This is a genomic window from Candidatus Neomarinimicrobiota bacterium (assembly GCA_041154365.1).
In the GTDB taxonomy this organism is placed as follows: domain Bacteria; phylum Fidelibacterota; class Fidelibacteria; order Fidelibacterales; family Fidelibacteraceae; genus Fidelibacter; species Fidelibacter multiformis.
In genome coordinates this window covers 436,478-455,966 of sequence record AP035449.1, presented here as the reverse complement: position 1 = coordinate 455,966, position 19,489 = coordinate 436,478, and the positions used below count along the sequence as shown (strand labels likewise).

Here is a 19,489-nt window from a genome sequence, read left to right as displayed (position 1 = left end):
CAGCCGGTGACAATCACAATTTTTAAAATGATCCAATCACTTTTTCCGCTGCATCCCGGTGAAGGGTGATACCCAGCATTTTCAACCGGATGTAATCCTCCCTGTAAAACATATATCCAAAATGGTCTCCCGCCCGACCGGTACTTCCGGAATCTTTGATCAGGTACCAGTCCCTGCCACCATGCTTTGTGTATCCCACAATGTGCACTCCATGATCATCCGTGGTGCATCCATTGTAAATCCTGTATTCCCGGGATTCCTGGTCAATATTTTTTTCCGGGATGTCCACCGGTGCCGTCACGGCAATATCTCTCTCTTTATGAAATGACGGCTCACTCACATCCCCACCAATGGCAACAGTGTATCCCTGCTTTACTGCCGTTTCAATCACCTCCATCCAATCGTCCAGAGGAATATTATAATATGAGCTGTCCATCCACCAGTTGTCCGGGACATCAAAGCTTGTGTAACTATAAAAGGGATCTTTCATGGTTGAAATCAAATCCACATAATCTTCTCCGTCGAACTGCAAGAATTCCCGGGCAAACCGTTTAGGGGTCCAGGTTTCCCCAGCAAAGACAAATTCAGCAGGGGGTTCACCCATGGTGTGGTTCAGGATGACTTTTATACCCTCCAGAACCCGTTCGGTGTCCCAAATATCATGAGACTCCATGAAATCCAAATAGTCAATGATTTCGTCGTACATCTCTTCATGATCATGGAATTCTCCCGGGGTTCCGGGATAGACAGATTCCGGCACAATGCCGTACCAATCCATAATTCGAAGTCCACTGCCAATCTGGCTTCCCTGACCCACGTAGGAATTCCCCCGTTTTTCCACGAAGCGCCGGACTTTTTCCAGATATTCATAATAGACAGTATGCATTTCGGAGAGTTTTATTCTTTTACCGCTGATCCGATCGATTTCCGATTCCACGAAAGATGTGGCGGCAAAAGCCCAGCAGGTCCCGGTGGCATCCTGATGATTGGGTGAAAAATGGAACCAGGACGTAAAATCCGACGGACTACCGGGAGCTTTCATATCTTCCGTATTCCATCGGAGAACCTTTTTGGTTTCCCGTTTGTGTTCCCGGATTTTTTCTTCCTGATCCAGAATCGTCCGGGTCAGGGAATCCTCCTCTGCATTGGCATCCTCCCGAATATCCTTTACCTGCTGAAGAATTTGATCCCACTTTGCCGGGACGTATTCAAGTTGTGGCTCCTTAGCATATAATATTGAAAATCCAATAAGGCAAAGAATGATAACCCGTTGAACCATGACAAACTCCTTTTGATTGTCAATAAAATGACCGTTGATTCATCACAAATTTTTCAATGAAACCAGCCGTCTTTCCCGGATTGGAGGTGATTCGGCAGGCCATCCCAGGGGTGTCACTGTACTGATGTAGTGATGATCCGGTATTTTGAGGATTGTTTTCACCTCCGGACGGTCCATGTCGGCGATCCAGCAGGTCCCTACTCCATAATCCCAGGCAGCAAGCAGCAGATGATATGCGGCAATATCCCCATCCTGTACTGCACGACGACTAATCCCGGGATCGGCAACATTTGCCAGCGCCATGGGAGCATTTGCAATCGGCGCCGCAGCGGAACGGACATTTGCCAGTTTGCGGATTTTATCTTCAGACCGGACCGCCACAAAATAGACTGGCTGGGAATTTCGGGCTGAGGGTGCATACCGGGTGGAATCGAGTATTCGATGCAGGATTTCATCAGAGACGGGTTCAGATGTAAAAGACCGGACGCTCCGGCGGGATATAAGTAAATCCGATCCACTTCGGTACGGGTTCAGACTGTGATCAAACCATTGAATTTCAACTGCCCGGTTTTCCGGATCCCGGGCAAAAAACTGATAAATTTGGTAGGTCTTATTGAATACTGGTGCGTTGTCTGCCCGTTCCCGGAGAAGGCTGTATATCTGATCCACTTCATCCCGGTTTTCGGTAAAAATCGTAATCATTCCCTGGGCATCTACAGAATCCCGCTGGCAAAATCCAAGGAGAAGATTCCCCTTTTTCAGAATCACACAATCCGCCTGATCCAGCCAGATTGACATACCCAAAGTCCGCGTATAAAAAGCGGTGACCTCCGCCAGTTTCCGGGTTTTAAAAAAGATGATCCCATTCATCATTGCCTCCTTTCATTCACTCCGGTGAATGTTAATCAATGATTGGGTACCTTAACACATGGTCATTTATCATGATTTAAAGAATCGTCAGAATTCAGCATTCCCTTTTTCTGGCATTTTATAAACACCTTCCAGCATGGAGGCCAGTTTTTCAGAGTACAGGGGATGATCTTTTCTGAAAGAATTCCGTTTAACCTCTCCGGACGAGTGGATAAACTGTGATGGACCGGTCATGATAGCCACGTGTACAATCCGCCCCTTTTCATTTTGGAAGAATGCCAGATCGCCGGGTTCGGCTTCTTCAGGCTCAACCGCCTTATGCTTTACAACACCGATCTGTTTTGATGCATCCCGGGGCATTTGAATCCCTTCAATGCCAAAACAACACTGGACCAGTCCACTGCAATCGGTTCCGTATTCGGTTTTTCCACCCCACAGGTAAGCTGTCCCCATCATTTCTGCAGCCAGGGCTACAACCCGGGCCCGAACCGTGTGAACCGTCTCGAGTTTCTGTCCCCGTACACAGCCCCGGACTCCGGAAGGTAAGATGACACAATCCGGAGCATCTTCCGGGATGGGATAGCAGCCTCCCATCACCGTTTCACCGATAAATTCCCCATTATCGTTCATCAAACGGCCAAAGGGAAAATCCATGACCCGCTGCCTGAGTCCTTGATATGTTTCATATTCTTCATCAGGCATTTCAAGGGTTGAAAAATTCTGCATCCACCCTTCATAAGCATCCGGCAGGCGGATTTTGAGCCAGTCCTCTTGACGGTCCAGTAGCTCCACTTTTTCCCAGGCCACTCCCTGTGTTACCATCTGAGATGAAAAAGAAGGGCCTTCATAAACATTTGCAAATGTAGTACGGACGATGCGTATCATAAATAATCCTCAATGATTAATCGTTATCTGATTTCTTGTCCTCGCTGAATGTGATTTCCAAAACAGCCTTGTGAATCCCGAAACTTTCGTTCAAATAGCTGCGGATGGCATCTCCCCGGCTCGGATCATACGTCGTATTCAGTGCCACTTTACCTGTAAACTGCAAACCATCATCCTCCCAACAGAGCCTGGCCTGGGATACAGTGTTTACATCCACCTGCTTTTCCAGTCCCTGAACCACCTTATTGAGTTTAATTCCGGTAGGGACCCCCTGCTGAAGCAATTCGGCCACCGATTTAAATACATCCCAAATGGCTGCAACATAAAGGAGGGTCATGAGAATTGCAATGACGGGATCCCAGCTTTTCCACGGACTTTTCAACAGAAGAAATCCGCCGGCAGTCATGGTTATCACGGAAAGGATACGGAGTGAAAAGCCGCCCCGGTTCAGGATTTTTTTCATCAGCCAGGCACTCAGGATATTGATCAGGAAAAAGGCTGCTGTCAGAATAAAAACGGCATCGGGATTCACGGCAACAGGGGTTCTGAACCGTCCGGGTATATCCAGGGCAACCCGGACACCATATCCCACAAGAATCAGGCTGCTGACAAAGGTCACAAGGAGCTCCCTTCGGATAAACCGGGCTGTCCGGTTTGTCATCGGCAGATCCTGCCGGGCAAAGCGGTATCCCATAAAGGCCGCAGAAGCCGCTGCAAGGTCAGCCAGGATCAATCCGGCTGCCACCCGGACAATCAGGCTTTGCATTCGCCAGCTGGCGAAGAGAAACGATGCTGCAAAAATCACCAGCAATCCCGTCAGCCAGATGAGTTGTTGACGGAGCACCTGCACCTGGGCATGGGGTGAAGATTTCAAATCGTTCATGATAAGACCTCCTTTAACACTTCCAGGGGATATTTCACGTTGCCGAAGGGCATGGAAATCTGGGCACCCTGAAGATGAGGTTTCAAAATTTTCAGGGTTTCCCGGGCTATCGCCAGACCAGTCTCCCGGGCTTCTTCCCTGCTGCGGGTCCTTTTCAGCCGTTCCATAACCCAATCGGGGACATTGGCACCTGGGACTTCATTATTCATGAATTCGGCATTTCTTACACTCACCAGGGGCCATATCCCGGCGATAACGGGGAGATTGATATGCCTGATCCGCTCCATAAAGGTGAGAAAAATTTCCGGATCAAAAACAGGCTGGGTCATGATATATTCGGCTCCGGCATCCCGCTTTTCCTCTAGACGACGAATTTCTTCCTCCGGATTGATGGCCCCTGGATTCGCTCCCACACCAATAAAAAAACCCGTTGCTTTTTTCAGGACATTTCCGCCTAAATCCCGGCCGTGATTCAGGATAGAAGCCACCCGTGTGAGACCAATGGAATCCACGTCGAAAACGGCAGATGCATCGGGGAAGGTCCCCATTTTCGGCGGATCACCGGTAATAATCAGAATATTCCTGATTCCGGCAGCATAAGCCCCCAGAAAATCCCCCACCATCCCCAGTAAGTTCCGGTCCCGGCAGGTAAAATGCTGAATGGCCTCGCCACCTGTTTCCTGCTGAATGATCAGGGAAAGATAGCTGGACGCCATCCGTGACAACGCCCTGGGACCATCAGGTATATTGATGGCATCCACACCGGCTTCAAAGAGAATCCGGGATTGTTCCACGGCCTTTTTGGGATCGGGTCCCTGGGGAGGGACGATTTCCACGGTGGTCACAAATTCACCCCGGCTTATTTTCTCAGCCATACGGGATTTTTTGGATGTAGGAATCAAATCCACATCTTCATCGTGTTGAGGCGGAAGAGATGTGATTTGAATGCTTTTCCGGGGCTGTATAGACCGAAGAGCATTCCGCATGCTCCGGATAAAATCCGGTGTGGTTCCGCAGCATCCTCCCACAATCCGTACACCCACCTGGACAAATCGACGGGTGTATTCGCTGAAGTACTCAGGAGATGAAAAATAGATATTCCGACCGTCCACACGCTGGGGAAGTCCGGCATTGGGCATGGCACTCACGGGAACCGGTGAAATCCGGAAAATTCGTTCAGCCACTTCCAGCATCTTACTGGGACCCAGGCTGCAATTCACCCCCACCACATCAGCACCCGCCCGGACAATTTCTGAAGCAAAAATTTCCGGTGTGCTTCCCAGGGATGTCCGGCCTTCCTTATCCACAGTCATCTGACCTATCAATGGGACCCGGGGAAAGGTTCCTTTGATTTCCCGGATGATTTCACAAATCATTCCCAGATCCGAAAAGGTCTCCAGGATCAGGATATCCGCACCACCCTGAATCAGAGCTTCGGCCTGGTCATGATAGGCTTCCCGGATCTCCCGGGCTGTCAGTTTACCCAAAGGCTCCATCCGGTCTGGCGGAGGCCCCATGGAACCGGCAACAAAAAGTTCGTCGCCGGCAATCTGCCGGGCCAGTTCAGCTCCCTTGCGGTTGATTTCAACCGTCCGTTCTTCGTATCCGTATTTTTTTAATAGAAACCGGTTTGCCCCAAAGGTATTGGTCGTTAATACATCCGCTCCCGCATCGGCATAATCCCGGTGAATTCCCAGAATCAAATCCGGTTTCTGAATGTTTAAAGCATCATAACACTGATTAACATAGACACCCCGTTCATATATCATGGTCCCCATGGCTCCGTCAAACAAAAGCACATGATCCCTAAGACAGGCTAAAAAATCCCGGGGTTTCTGACCCGTTTCATATCCTTTATCCATGGGGTCAATTTACACTTTTCATTCTCCAGAAAACAGACGGGATTTTACCGGCGATGTTTAAACTTTTCATTCTGTCCTGACTTATGTAGACTTGTCCAATGCACATCTATCAGAAAATAACATCAGATGAGATCCTATTCGAGGATAATCACATGCTTGTGGTGAATAAGGCACCGGGACTCCTTTCCCAGGGGGATATCAGCGGGGATCCCAACCTGCTGGATATGGGAAAAATCTACATTAAAGAAAAGTATGACAAACCGGGAAATGTTTTTTTGGGATTGGTTCACCGCCTGGACCGGCCCACATCGGGTGTGATGGTATTTGCACGGACTTCGAAGGCGGCTTCACGGCTTAGCAGGTATTTCCGCAAACACCGGATTAACAAAACCTATCTGGCACTGGTGGAGGGAAAACCACCGGAAGAAGGGACATATTCAGATTATATCCGACGGGATAAAATTGCAGGTTTTGTGACGGGGGATTCCCGGGATCAGTCTGCCGAGCTTCATTTCCGCCGCCGGAAAACCCAGGAGGATGTTTCACTGATGGAAATAGACCTGCTGACCGGCCGGCATCATCAAATCCGGATTCAGTTTTCTCATCGGGGGTATCCCGTTTTGGGGGACCGCCGGTATGGAAGCCGCCATGACTGGCCGGGAGAGGGAATCGCACTTCATGCCTGGAAACTGACCATTCTTCATCCCGTGAGCCGGGAAAAAATGACCTTTACAGCACCTCCGCCTGCCACGTGGAAACCCTTTATCTGACTTCTTTAACCGCCCAGTCAAATGCAGTCTGTAGCATGGATTGGGGAGGTGTTTTAATAAATCCTTCATCAATCATCAATTTGACCAGCTCTCTGGCTTCCTTTATCCCTTTTTCCGCACGGGCATAGGCCTCCTCGTGGGTAATATCCTCCCGGGCAAGTCCCTCTTTCACTGCCTGACAGGCCACATCAGCCGCTTCAAAGGGGAAAACACCTGCTTCATCCATGGTGGGAATAATATTGTCCGGATGAATGCCCCTTTTTTCGGCAAAATCCGCCAGGGACCGGGCAGCCACAATGGCCATTTCATCACTGATTTTCCGGGCACGGGCCATTAATGCGCCCTTGAGAATTCCAGGAAATCCCAAAGAATTATTCACCTGGTTGGGAAAATCTCCCCGCCCGGTCGCCACAATATAGGCTCCGGCCTCTTTGGCCCTGTACGGATAAATTTCCGGCACCGGATTGGCACAGGCAAAAACAATAGGTTTGGTGGCCATGCTCTGAATCCACCGGGGTTTGATGGTATCCGGATCGGATTTGGACAAAGCAATCAAAACATCCGCCCCTTTCATGGCTTCATCCATGGTCTGAATTTTTTGAGGATTGGTGAATTCACAAAGCTCCCACTTCCGGTAATAGCGGGTATCCGCCCTGATATCCTCCCGGTCACGATTGAGGGATCCGGTGGAATCAAAGATAATCATCTTTTCAGGATCCCCTCCGGCTTTCTGAATAATTCGGGCGATGGTGGTGTTGGAGGCTCCGGCACCAAACAACACGATTCGGACATCCCCAATGGGTTTATCCACCAGCTTCAGGGCATTGAACAGCCCCGCCAGTGTAACCGACGCCGTCCCCTGGGCATCATCGTGCCACACCGGAATATCACACACCTCCCGAAGGGTATCCAAAACCTTATAACAATTGGGCTGGGATATATCCTCCAGGTTGACGGCACCGAAACCTGGCTGGAGCATTTTTACAAAATCAATGATTTTATCCGGATCGTGTTCGCCTTTTTCATTCCGGCTGTCTATACACAGGGCATTGGCATCCACACCCCCCAGGTATTTCATTAGAAAAGCCTTTCCTTCCATCACGCCCAGCCCTCCGGGAGGTGTGCAATTACCGTCTCCCAGCACCCGGGTGGAATCACTCACGACTGCCACCAGATTCCCCCGGTTGGATAAATCATAGGATGCCAGATTGTTGTCACGAATCGTGGTAGACACCTTTGAAACACCGGGAGTATACCACACATTGAACCAGTTAAACCCAAAAACAGCAGCCTTGGGAACTGTCTGCATTTTTCCATTATAAAAGGTATGAGCATCAAAGGAGAGCCGTTTAAGAAACAGGGTTTTCGCCTTTGCAATCTGTTCACTGCTCAAGCCTTCAGCTTCCAGCATCTCATTCAAATTATCCAGCGTATAATGAATCTTTTTCATCTTTCCTCTCCGTGCTTTCAGTTAAACCCGCCCTGCCTGAACCAGACGGGAAAAATGTTCAAAACTCCGGTCCCAGGTCTTTTCGGCATCATCCGGAAAAAAACACCCGGGCAGCTCACGCATTTTCAAATGATAGGTGATGCATTCATAACATATTCCCTTGCGGGGACACGGTGAATAGGTGCAATTACACTGCTTCAGATTTTTATCCTGCCTGCACTCCATGCGACTTCCTTTAACTTATGGTTAACAGAAGAATCTATCAATCCGCAGGGGAATCTGCAAACGTTATTAGAACTCTCGAATATTATAATTTTAATATTATCTTGATTTATGTTTTCGAATTTCTCATATTACAGGTGCCCCCGGAAAAGCACAAGAGGAGTTCATCATGAAACATGTGAAGGGTTACCTGTTTTCTGTTGCCCTTATGGTCCTGCTTCAGGCACTGATATGTGTAAAAAGTCTTTGGGCTGACACGCTCATTGCCTGGGATTTTGCCGGATATACCGGTGAAGAGGCTACAGGTCAGGCAGAATCGGTCCATCCTTTTTTAGCTGAAACCGATTCATCTTTTCTGATCCGCCGCGGGCCTGGAATTCAGCATGCACCCAACAATGACCGATTCAATGCCAACAACTGGACCGAAGCGGATTTGCCTTCGGCCATGGACCAGGGAGATTATTTTGAGTGGGAGCTATATCCAATTCCGGGAAGTATCCTGCAGCTCACATCCATCACTTTGCAGATCGAAAGGTCTTCCACCGGTCCCTCACGTTTTACCCTTCGAAGCAGTCTGGATAGATTCAGCGAAGATCTCGGAAGCTGGGAGATCACAACATCCTCCCAAAATATTACAGTGGATCTGAATTCTTTCCCTGCCACAGAATCCCGCCTGATCTTTCGCTTTTACGGATACGGAAACACCTATACGGCCGGATCTGCAGGATTTGAAGGGCCGGGAAAGGATGTGATCGTCGAAGGAACGCTGAACAGTAAAGTTCCCCTTCCTAAAAATCTATCAATACCGGAAGCAACAGATTCTACCATGACTTTGAGCTGGGATACACCGGATGGAGAATTGGGAACAGACTGGAGTGGCTTTTACTTTTTTGTCCGACCGGACAGTTCAAACACACTGAATCCGTCACAGCTGGAAAAGCAGATGATCTGTCCAAATCCTGTCCTATCCCTTGCCAGCATTCATGAAGGCAGTTATTGTGCAGGACACATTCAGGATTCCACAACCTGTTCTCTAATTCTTTCAGGCATAACTGAAGGACGTTTCTACTACGTAACAGCTTATGCTTACCTTGTGAACGGTTCCGATACGTCATGGTCTGTCCAGGCGCCGGAAAAATCCCTTCGATATTATCCGATAGTTATCAATGAAATCCTGGCCGATCCGGCAACAGACATCAGTGGAGATGCCAATGGAGACGGCACACGCAGCGCGTCTGAGGACGAATTCATCGAACTGGTCAACACCTCTGCATCCGATGCCGACCTGAGCAGTTGGATATTGTGTGACGGCGATGACATACGGCATGTTTTCCCTTACGGGACAGTGATACCTGCCGGGGGTATTTTCGTGGTTTTCGGGGGAGGATCACCAAATTTACCTGATTCCGATGCACACATATATCTGGCGACGTCAGGAACTCTTTCACTGAACAACTCTGGAGAATCCGTCTGCATAAGAACCCATGATTCCACCTTGGTTCACCAACATACCTGGGGTTCTGAAGGCAGTCAGGATCAATCACTGGTACGGAATCCGGCTCTAACGGGACCTTTTGTCCTGCACACAACCCTTTCAGGCACCGAGACCTTTTCACCCGGCATCATCACCAACTACGAAAACTCCCTGCCGGTTTCCCTGGGCACCTTTTCAGGTACCGCCTCCGGATATACCGTCCATCTCTCCTGGTCCACCGAATCAGAGACGGAAAACGCCGGTTTTTCTATAACCCGTCAGTATGAAGATGAAGAACCCCTTCTCCTGGCAAATTTCACCAGCAATCCTGAACTGAAGGGATACGGATCTACAACGGAACAGCATGTCTATCATTTTACAGATTACCCTGTACTCGCCGGGATTTACACCTATTGGCTTACAGATCACAGCTACTCCGGAGAAGAAACAACCCACTTTCACAAACGTATCCGCATTCCGTACGGACTCACACCCCAACCTTATCCCAATCCTTTCAACACCATCTTTCATGTCCCCCTGCGTCTGCCGGACCGACAATCCATATCCCTGACGGTGCACAACCTGACAGGCCAGACAATCCTGGAAAAAGAACAGTTGCTGAATGCCGGCAATCATGATATCACCGTCAACATGGACACCTATTCTTCCGGAATTTATTTTTTACAGATTAAATCAAAGGATTATCATTCAGTTCATAAAATGATTTATTTGAAGTAGACCGATTAAAAACCAGGATAAAGGCTGGAATAAAGAAAGACAAATAAGGTCATCAGACTGATTAAGAGTAAAAATCGAATCAGGCCCTGAGCAAGCGTGACTTTGTTTATGTATGTTTTCATACTTACCTCCCTGCCTGTTTCAATGTATGAAGAACTCAGAACTTTCTCTGTGAGTCTTATCACTTTATACAGTATGATGTGGGCCTTATTGTTTAACATACTATATATTGGTGTCCTATTCAAGATGAAAATCAGAAATTTCACATATTTCTTTACTGGAAAATTCGGCCTCACTTATGAAAAAATCTGATAAAAAAGATGTCCGTATATCAATCATCCAGGCAGGATTCTTATTATTTGTCTTTATATCAACAACATTTTATCCTTGACAATTTTAAATCATCAAATTATTTTCTGAGAAAGAAGACAATGAATATATATGTTTTATGAAAGCAAAAAAATACACGTGTACTGTTTAGAGGGTTGACGATGCGTGATGAAACACACGAAATAAGAGAGAATGAATACAACAGCTTTCGCCCATTGATTAAATCACTGGTACGGGCATTGCTTTTTTCTATAGGAATGGTTTTTATCTTTTATCTCTTTTTAACCTTGAAATAGGTTGAGTTCATTCCAAAATTCTTGTCAGAAACGGGATTTATTAAATCAACTCATGTTTAATCAGTGTTTTTGACTGATTAAATTTAACTACTCCTTTTTTAAATCGAAAAATTTCATCAAATTACATCCTCTTGGAATGGAAAAATGAAAGGACCGTCATGAAAAGAAAATATGAAATTTTAATGCTGTTGCTCTTCGCCGTTTTACTTGGATTTTCCTGCAGTCAAACAGACGGGGACAGCTCCGGTGCACTTCCTGAGCGGAAAGACATTGCTGAGGAATACACATGGAACCTGAACGATTTGTACTCCGGGCTGGAAGCCTGGGAAGCGGAATTCCAGTCTGTAGAGAATTCTATCCCCGAATTAAAAACTTACCAGGGTAAACTGGACCATTCAGGAGATATTATCCTTGAATGTTTGAAAAAACGGGATGAACTGGCAAGCCGTATTGACAAGCTCTATGTATATGCCCATCTGGCGATGGATTCGGATACACGGAATCCGGAATTTCAAAGCCGTGCAAACCGGATTGCCTCATTGGAAGTCCGTTTTCATGAAATGGTGTCGTACATCGTCCCTGAACTTCAGACAATTGCCGGAAAAACACTGGAACGTTACATAGAAAACACACCCGGACTTGATATGTACGGACATTATTTTCATGACCTGAACCGGAGTCGTTCCCATATACTGAATCCCGACCAGGAACGGCTTTTAGCCATGACCGGAGATATGGCCCGTACACCGGGACGGGTTCACGAAATGCTGACGGTGACTGACATCCGTTTTCCCAAAGTAAAAAATGAAGAGGGAAAATGGGTTGAACTCTCCCCGGGCCGTTATTATCAGATGTTGTATTCCGAAGATCCGGATGTCCGTCGTGGCGCATTCGAAGGAATGTACGGGACCTATGAGAAATTTCAGAATGTCAATGCCGCGGCTTTCGATGGGATGCTTAAAGCAGATATTTTTTATGCCCGGGCCCGGAATTTTGAAAGCACTCTCCATGCTTCCCTCTTTAGTGATAATATTCCAACAGATGTCTATGATAATCTGATTGAAAGTGTCCACAACAATCTGGAGCCTCTCCGGAAATATATGGAACTCCGGAAGCAGGTTTTAGGTGTAGATAATCTTCACCTGTATGATACAAGTGTCCCCATTGTACCTGAAGCAGGAGAAAAAGTCCCCTATGAAGAAGCCCGTCAAAAGGTCCTGGAAGCTCTCCATCCCCTTGGTGAGGATTATCTGAAACTGGCGAAGGAAGGCCTTTATGGTCGTTGGATTGATGTCTATGAGACCCGGGGGAAAACCAACGGGGCATACTCATGGGGAACGTATGATGCGCCTCATCCCTATATCCTGATGAATTACAACGATACCCGGGATAACATGTTCACCCTGGCCCATGAACTGGGACACACCATTCACAGTATGCTGACAAATAAAAACCAGCCCTATATCTATTCAGATTACAGTCTTTTTGTTGCGGAAGTGGCTTCTACCATGAACGAAGCCCTTCTTCTGGACCACTTATTGAAAACCACCGAAGATCCCAATATCCGTCTGGCCCTCATGGACCAGTGGGCGGACAATATTGTTGGAACTCTTTATACACAGGTCCTCTTTGCCGAATTTGAAAAAACCATCCATGAAAAGGCTGAAGCCGGCATTCCCATTACCGCTGAAACCCTTAATGAAACATACATGGCCATCCTGAAATCCTATTACGGGGATTCCCTGGTTCTGGATGACCTGTACAAACTGACCTGGGGTCGTATCGGCCATTTTTACCGGAGTTTTTATGTCTATGTGTATGCCACCAGCATCAGTGCTTCCACCTATCTCAGCGGGAAAATTCTCGATGGCAATTCACAGGCTGTCTCCGATTACCTGGATATGCTGAAGGCAGGCGGCTCTGACTATCCCATCAACCTGCTGAAAAATGCCGGTGTGGATATGTCCAAACCGGATGCTGTAAATTATACACTCCAAAAATTCGGTGAAATTGTAGATGAAATGAGCCGGGCTTTGTAAGAGTTGACTAACCTTTGCTTTGTGTAGTCAATTACCGTTAAATTCTGCAGAAAATTTGTAAGCAACCTATCATAGGAGATGTTGACATGAATCTGAACGGTTTGGATATTGCGGTTATCGTGTCTTTTTTTGCCGTGATTTTCGGCATAGCCATCTATTATTCCCGTAAAGCCGGAGAAAACACAGGGGAATTTTTTCTATCCGGCCGGAATCTTCCCTGGTATCTGGCAGGGACAGCCATGGTAGCCACAACCTTTGCAGCCGATACGCCTTTGGCGGTTACGGAACTGGTTGCCCGAAACGGCATCGCCGGAAACTGGCTCTGGTGGAATATGGCCATCGGCGGGATGCTGACGGTCTTCTTCTACGCCCGTCTTTGGCGGCGATCCGGTATTATGACCGATGTGGAATTTGTCGAAATGCGCTACAGCGGGAAAGCAGCGGCTTTTCTCCGGGGATTCAGAGCCCTGTACCTGGGTCTCTTCATGAATATCATCGTCCTGGGGTGGGTTCACCTGGCCATGGAAAAAATTTTCCTGGTCACGCTGCCGGGAGTAAATGCCTTTTTACTGGTGACAATTGCAGCTATGATTATTGCTGTATATGCCTCAGCCTCCGGACTTTTGGGAACTGCCCGAACCGATAGTTTTCAGTTTGTGTTTGCCATGGTGGGGTGTATTGTTCTGGCAGTGCTGGTTGTCCGCCTGCCTCTTGTCGGAGGTATGACAGGACTGAAAGAAAAACTGGCTCCACAGGTGATGAGCTTTGTCCCCAAAATCGGAACTTCCGGTGTACTTGAAGGAGTTACAGGTGGTGTGCTGGCTTTAAGTGTCGGGGCTTTTATTGCTCATATCGGACTCCAATGGTGGTCCAGCTGGTATCCCGGGGCAGATCCTGGTGGCGGCGGATATGTAGCCCAACGGATGATGAGTGCCAAGGATGAAAAACACAGCCTCTTTGCCACCCTCTGGTTTACCATCGCTCACTACACCATCCGTCCATGGCCCTGGATTATTGTGGCCCTTAGTGCCCTCGTGATTCTTCCCCGGGCTGAGAGCCCGGAAATCCTAATGCAGGAAAATCCGGCTTACTATGTTGCGGCTCAGGAAACTTTTGAAAATCATGGCCAGGTCCAGGATGAAAACCTGGCAGATGACGCTTCTTTTCTTGCCTATTATGAAAAATATGAAAACACAGTGGATCCGGGGCGGATGTATCCCAAACTGATGATGAGATATTTGCCCAGTGGTCTTTTGGGCCTCCTTATCGCTGTTTTCTTGGCAGCCTATATGTCTACAATTGCTTCCCAGCTTAACTGGGGGACATCCTATCTGATCAATGATTTTTACCGCCGTTTTATCAAACCCGACGCCGGAGAAAAGCATTATGTCCTCATCTCACGGATCGGATTGATTCTGATGACGGTCCTGTCTCTGGTTATCACAAAATATTTTTTAACGACTATATCGGGTGCCTGGGAATTTATCATCAATGCCTCGGCCGGTATCGGACTGGTGTTATTGCTCCGGTGGTTCTGGTGGCGTATCAATGCATGGAGCGAGATTTCCGCACTGATTGCCCCCCTGATCATTTACCCCATTGCCCGCTACGGTTTCGGCATGCAATCCCCTATTACCCTTTATCCCACTGTCTTCGGGACAACCCTCGTATGGCTCATTGTCACCTGGTTGACCCGTCCCGTAAAAGAGGAGAAACTTCTGGAGTTCTACCGGAAGGTTCATCCCGGGGGAATCGGATGGAAAACCATTGCGGAAAAACTCCCGGATGTGCAGGGCGATACAGGGTTCGGAAGAATGTTTCTGGATTGGATCTGCGGAGTGATTATGGTTTATTCCGCCCTCTTCGGGCTGGGAAAACTCATCTTTGGAGAATGGTTGATGGCTCTTATCTATTTCATCATTGTCGCTGCCATGGTCGCTATTATCTATGTGGATCTTAAAGCCCGGGGGTTTGAACAAATAGCTGAATAAGTTCTGACAGAAAATATACAGTTCAAAAAAAAAGAGACGTGATATCACGTCTCTTTTTATTTCATGTATTATGTCTGACTTAGTAGACGAGGGATAGAGTAAACATGTTAGCCTGATGAAGGCGGCCATAATCACACCAGGCATAATCTGCCCTGATCTTTAGAGCCGGTGTTACAGGATAGTACAGGCCTCCGCCGAAAGATAAGCCACCTTCGGCATCTTCAAGGAAAAGCTGACGGTAGCCTGCCCTCAGAAAGACGGTTCCGAACATCTCCAGTTCTGTCCCAAGATTGATATATTCCAGATTATCACTGGGGTGCAAAGCATCCACATTCATGCGGAGTGTCAGTTTCTCCGTGGTAAACACATCACCGGACAAACCGATCCGGAAAATTATGGGCAGAGGCCAACGGTCCAGCTCATAGAGGGCTGGAATCTGATCATTATTTCCATACATTTCTTCGTCGGGATCTTCATAAAAGCGAACATCCCTGCCAGACAGGAAAAGTTTCCCACCGAAATTGGTTATGCTCATCCCCAGATGGATATTTTTTAAGGGAAGAATGAAAAGGGCACCCATATCCAGGGCCATCGTGCTGGCACTCATGTGCCAGATCTCCTGGCGGATAAATTTAACCTGTCCACCCATACTGAACCGGTCAGTCAGCTGGTTGGCATAGGTCAGGCCAATAGTCAGGTCCTGGGCTGAAAAATATTCTCCCGTTCCATCCTGCATGGCCTCTGTGCGGACACTCATCTCTCCGTAATCCAGATGGGCGACATTCACACCCACGGCGCCATAACGTCCCAAATTCATGGAACCCGCAGCATACAGGTAGCGGGTGGATGCCAGCCAGTCGCTCTGGGTAAACATTGCCTCCTGGATCTGATGATGAGCCAATCCTGCCGCATTGTAATGCAGGGCTTCCAGTCCACGGACATCGGCAACGGCTGCTTCACCCATACTGAGAGCCCGGGCCGATGTTCCGATTTTCAGAAATTGTGCCACGGAGGTCCCCACTTTATTGACAGCCAACCCAGGGTTCACCATGAACAACAAAACAAGAAATATGCTAACAATTTTACTTTTCATTTGATCACCGCAAATTTTCCGATTTTAGTTCCAAGTCCCGACGCCGATGCATCCACATGCCACAAATACATGCCAAAAGCCAGCTCCATATTATCTTTATTCAGCAAGTTATAATTTTCACTGCCATCCCACATGGAACTGTTATGATGCAAAGTATTTACCAGTTCACCTGTAATAGTATAGATGCGGATCGTACATACAGGCGGCAAATTGATAAATTTGATAATCCGGTCGCCGCGCCCGCTGGCAAAGGCACTTTTCGGTTCCCAAACGGCCTGGGCACGGTATGGATTGGGAACAACCGCAATTTTATCCAGGGGATCTTCCACCGTTGAAGGTTCGTATTCAGCCGCTTGAGTGGTAAACCACAGTGTATCCATATTGGAAAAGGGCTGACTGACCGTTACACGGAATACATCGCCGTTTGCAGGAGGAATTTTATCCTGTCCGGCAGGCGGGGTGAATTTGATCTCCCAGGTTTTATTCTCAATTTTCAGATCCGGTTCACTCAGAATTCCGATTTTATGCTGATCGATATTGAAGGTCTGTCCACCCACAATATAAAAAGGTGCATTGGTGATGCTATCTTTATACGCATAGGTCACATCCTGAATGATAAAGGGAGCTTTCTGGTTGAACCGGGTCGGTGTATCCAGGTATTTTTCATCCCAGTGGAGTTCATAGATCCGCGGGTGGGCAAATCCCTGGGCAGATTGCCCCAGATCCCAGATTTGCACCTTATGCAGATAATTGGTTTCACCTGTCAGCCAACCGGTTTCCTCTTTATTTAAGGAGACAGCCTCATCCTTGGTGAAGATGCGCATCCCGTCGAAAACGGTGGCGGCATCTTCCCGGTTAAAATACTTGTTTTCAAAAACCGGCTGATGGTAATAGGTGACTTCCAGCGCCTGATTCCAATATTCGGGAGCCATGCTGTATACACGCCCCAATGCCCGGTTAATGTGATATTTGTTTTTAGGGACGGGCAGTCCATTTGCCTTGATGGTCACATCGCCGATCTGAGAACGGTTTAACTGGTAATAGACACTATCTTCAATGGTGATGGTTTCGGTGATGGGTGTCATCTCCGTAACAAACATGACCGTATCCTGCACGTTGTTGGTGGGTGCTCCAAACGTGATCCGGTATGTGATTTGATCACGGACCTGTTCCGGGTACAGTATCTCAATCTCAATATCACCTGTCCCGGGTCCAACATGGGTCATCCCTTCTTCTGTCAGGCCGGGATCCACGATCCCCGGTGAAGGAGCTGACGGTGTGGCAGAACCGGTATTGACATCAAAGGTGATCAATCCGGTATACGGATCTTTATCAATGATTTTGGTGCATTCGCTGGGAGGAATATCAATCGTTCCCGTGGTATCCCCAATATCATAGGAACACACTGCATAATAATAGGTCACGCCGTTGGTGACGGTGGTATCCACAAACTGATGCCGGAGTCCTGAATCCGTACCCAGGTTATAATGAATGCCGTTAATTCCCACATAACTCTCTCCATGGATCCCATCCTTCAGGTCAAAGCGGGCAAGGGGTTCCCATAGGGTCGCAATACCATTATTGTCAGTAATCGTATGGACTTCATTAAAACCGGGATCGGTGCTCCGGTAAATGGCGTATCCCTGGAAATCATATCCATAAACAGGATCCCAGGATTTTTCTGCCAGGTCATCCCAGTAGAGGGTTACTTTACCATCTCCGGGAACAACACTTACGTTTGGTCTTTCCGGAGCCTTGGCAAACTGGTAACCGCTGTCATAAATTCTTTGTACCACCTTTGCCGTCTGGAACAGATCATATTCATTTTCGCCCAGGATCAGGGCAATTGAAAAGCGCTGGGTATCTCCGGATTTCAAGGGGAAATAACCTGATCCATAGAGAAAGATATTATCTGTTCTCTGCTGGATATCCGTAAATGCATTTTCCATACCCACCAGGGTATAGGGACGCATACGCCTCCACATGCTGGCATCATTCCGGATCATGTCGGCTCCGTACTGATAGGCATTGAAGCTGGTCAATCCTATCTGATCCGCTTCATCCAGGTCCGTCCCGTCAAAATTCGGTTCGCCGGGATAAATCGGATTATACGGGTCTCCCGCAGTGGGGACACCATCTCCCTCACCTTTGTCAGGACCAGGATATTTGGGATCTTCCGGACCGATACCATCTACACCTACATCGTGAACATCCGGGTCCCAGTCCCCGTCATCATCAATCCCGTTAAACATGGATTCATCAATTAAACCATCCCCGTCGTTATCGATACCATCATAAGAATTTCCGGGAGATTCAAGAAACGTATATCCCAGCCACCCGGTTTTTCCACCCCATTCCCCTGTTTCATCCCCGTCATATCCATAGACCATGTTAATTTCCGTATCAAAATAGGCCATATCATCGGAAAAATCGTTGCTTCCGCCGATATGGGGATCACCGAACATTCCAAAGACGACTTTTTCATAATCATTGGGACTTTTATTGGTGATTTCATACACAAAGAAAATCGCATCGTTGGCAACGGGATTCGACCATTGATAAGCCCGGACCTCCACTTCCAGGCCCATGCCTCCGATACTGTGATTATCAGGATATGGCTTAAAGGGAAATTCCAGGTTGTACCGGTCATCCATCAGATAATACATGGCCTGATCGGCTGTAGAAGCGTTGGCTTTATACGTCCCCGGCCATTGATTATTCCACAATGACGGCCAGGTATCAGGCTTGTGTGAGAGGGGAATACTTTCGGATGCAGGGTTGGCATAGTTATCCAAAGGCTGCCAGCCCCAGGGCTCATTGTCCGGAGATAATTCTTCTGCAGCTCCGGGGGCTCCCCCATCCAGCAACCCGTCATTGATAATATAATACGTGGTGTCGTACAGGGGATTGGTTTCATCTATCACATAGTTCCCATTGCCGTCATCGACATAGGGCAGGAAATAGCCATTGGTATCCACCGGGACCTCCACCCCGACGAGGGGACCAAATTCATAGCCGTAGCCATGATAGGAATAAATCGGCCATTCCAGAGAGGGCTCCCGTCCCGGTGCGCCGATGGAACCGAAATCAAAAACCAGTGTCCGGATTTGATTCCCTGATAGAACGGCAGACCGTGGTGTGGGCCGGTCCATGACCGCACCCTGCTTTTTTAAAGCGTTATAAAACCTGTCCACACGGGATTGGGGCCATGTTTTCGGAGACCCCTCCTGAAAGGGATTTGCCGCAAACCCCGTGAGAGCTATCATCAGTATACTTATGAATATGCGTGTCATCAATTGTTTCATGG

13 protein-coding genes are annotated in these 19,489 nt (G+C 47.9%); 4 read left to right on the top strand and 9 right to left on the bottom strand.

Going from position 1 to position 19,489, the window contains the following annotated elements; translation table 11 throughout:
* Nucleotides 1-22 precede the first annotated feature (22 nt).
* The 5 genes from strainIA91_RS01935 to strainIA91_RS01915 all read right to left on the bottom strand — a co-directional run bounded on the left by strainIA91_RS01935 (nucleotide 23) and on the right by strainIA91_RS01915 (nucleotide 5,779).
* The gene (locus tag strainIA91_RS01935; RefSeq protein ID WP_400167416.1) at nucleotides 23-1,279 is read right to left on the bottom strand and encodes a C1 family peptidase; all 1,257 of its coding nucleotides are present in this window, start codon (nucleotides 1,277-1,279) and stop codon (nucleotides 23-25) included.
* A 42-nt stretch (nucleotides 1,280-1,321) separates the two neighbouring features.
* Nucleotides 1,322-2,152: a nitroreductase family protein gene (locus tag strainIA91_RS01930; RefSeq protein ID WP_400167415.1), complete on the bottom strand. Its 831-nt coding sequence runs from the start codon at nucleotides 2,150-2,152 to the stop codon at nucleotides 1,322-1,324.
* Between the two features lie 84 nt (nucleotides 2,153-2,236).
* Entirely contained in the window at nucleotides 2,237-3,034 is a 798-nt protein-coding gene (locus strainIA91_RS01925; RefSeq protein ID WP_400167414.1) for an NlpC/P60 family protein, read from the bottom strand.
* A gap of 16 nt (nucleotides 3,035-3,050) precedes the next feature.
* A complete protein-coding gene (locus strainIA91_RS01920; protein ID WP_400167413.1) occupies nucleotides 3,051-3,917 on the bottom strand; it encodes a hypothetical protein in 867 nt (288 codons plus the stop codon).
* Entirely contained in the window at nucleotides 3,914-5,779 is a 1,866-nt protein-coding gene (locus strainIA91_RS01915; protein ID WP_400167412.1) for a bifunctional homocysteine S-methyltransferase/methylenetetrahydrofolate reductase, read from the bottom strand. Before strainIA91_RS01915 ends, strainIA91_RS01920 begins: the two co-directional genes overlap by 4 nt.
* Before the next feature lie 98 nt (nucleotides 5,780-5,877).
* On the opposite strand from strainIA91_RS01915, the gene strainIA91_RS01910 reads away from it, so the two are divergent.
* Entirely contained in the window at nucleotides 5,878-6,549 is a 672-nt protein-coding gene (locus tag strainIA91_RS01910; protein ID WP_400167411.1) for an RluA family pseudouridine synthase, read from the top strand.
* Here the strand turns inward: strainIA91_RS01910 and strainIA91_RS01905 are convergent.
* Complete coding sequence (locus strainIA91_RS01905; protein ID WP_400167410.1) at nucleotides 6,542-7,999, bottom strand: NADP-dependent malic enzyme; 1,458 nt, start codon at nucleotides 7,997-7,999, stop codon at nucleotides 6,542-6,544. The two genes, strainIA91_RS01910 and strainIA91_RS01905, sit on opposite strands and share 8 nt — an antisense overlap.
* Before the next feature lie 21 nt (nucleotides 8,000-8,020).
* On the bottom strand, nucleotides 8,021-8,224 hold the full coding sequence (locus tag strainIA91_RS01900) for a DUF6485 family protein (protein WP_400167409.1): 204 nt from the start codon (nucleotides 8,222-8,224) through the stop codon (nucleotides 8,021-8,023).
* Nucleotides 8,225-8,390: 166 nt separating this feature from the next.
* Here strainIA91_RS01900 and strainIA91_RS01895 point away from each other — a divergent pair, with 166 nt between their 5' ends.
* The 3 genes from strainIA91_RS01895 to strainIA91_RS01885 all read left to right on the top strand — a co-directional run bounded on the left by strainIA91_RS01895 (nucleotide 8,391) and on the right by strainIA91_RS01885 (nucleotide 15,089).
* Entirely contained in the window at nucleotides 8,391-10,433 is a 2,043-nt protein-coding gene (locus strainIA91_RS01895) for a lamin tail domain-containing protein (RefSeq protein WP_400167408.1), read from the top strand.
* A gap of 784 nt (nucleotides 10,434-11,217) precedes the next feature.
* The gene (gene pepF / locus strainIA91_RS01890; protein WP_400167407.1) at nucleotides 11,218-13,098 is read left to right on the top strand and encodes an oligoendopeptidase F; all 1,881 of its coding nucleotides are present in this window, start codon (nucleotides 11,218-11,220) and stop codon (nucleotides 13,096-13,098) included.
* An 86-nt stretch (nucleotides 13,099-13,184) separates the two neighbouring features.
* The gene (locus tag strainIA91_RS01885; RefSeq protein ID WP_400167406.1) at nucleotides 13,185-15,089 is read left to right on the top strand and encodes a sodium:solute symporter family protein; all 1,905 of its coding nucleotides are present in this window, start codon (nucleotides 13,185-13,187) and stop codon (nucleotides 15,087-15,089) included.
* Between the two features lie 79 nt (nucleotides 15,090-15,168).
* Here strainIA91_RS01885 and strainIA91_RS01880 read toward each other — a convergent pair whose 3' ends face one another.
* Both strainIA91_RS01880 and strainIA91_RS01875 read right to left on the bottom strand, forming a co-directional pair.
* Nucleotides 15,169-16,182: a PorV/PorQ family protein gene (locus strainIA91_RS01880; RefSeq protein ID WP_400167405.1), complete on the bottom strand. Its 1,014-nt coding sequence runs from the start codon at nucleotides 16,180-16,182 to the stop codon at nucleotides 15,169-15,171.
* Nucleotides 16,179-19,487, bottom strand: coding sequence for a hypothetical protein (locus tag strainIA91_RS01875; RefSeq protein WP_400167404.1), 3,309 nt, complete (start codon nucleotides 19,485-19,487; stop codon nucleotides 16,179-16,181). Before strainIA91_RS01875 ends, strainIA91_RS01880 begins: the two co-directional genes overlap by 4 nt.
* Between the last annotated feature and the right edge of the window lie 2 nt (nucleotides 19,488-19,489).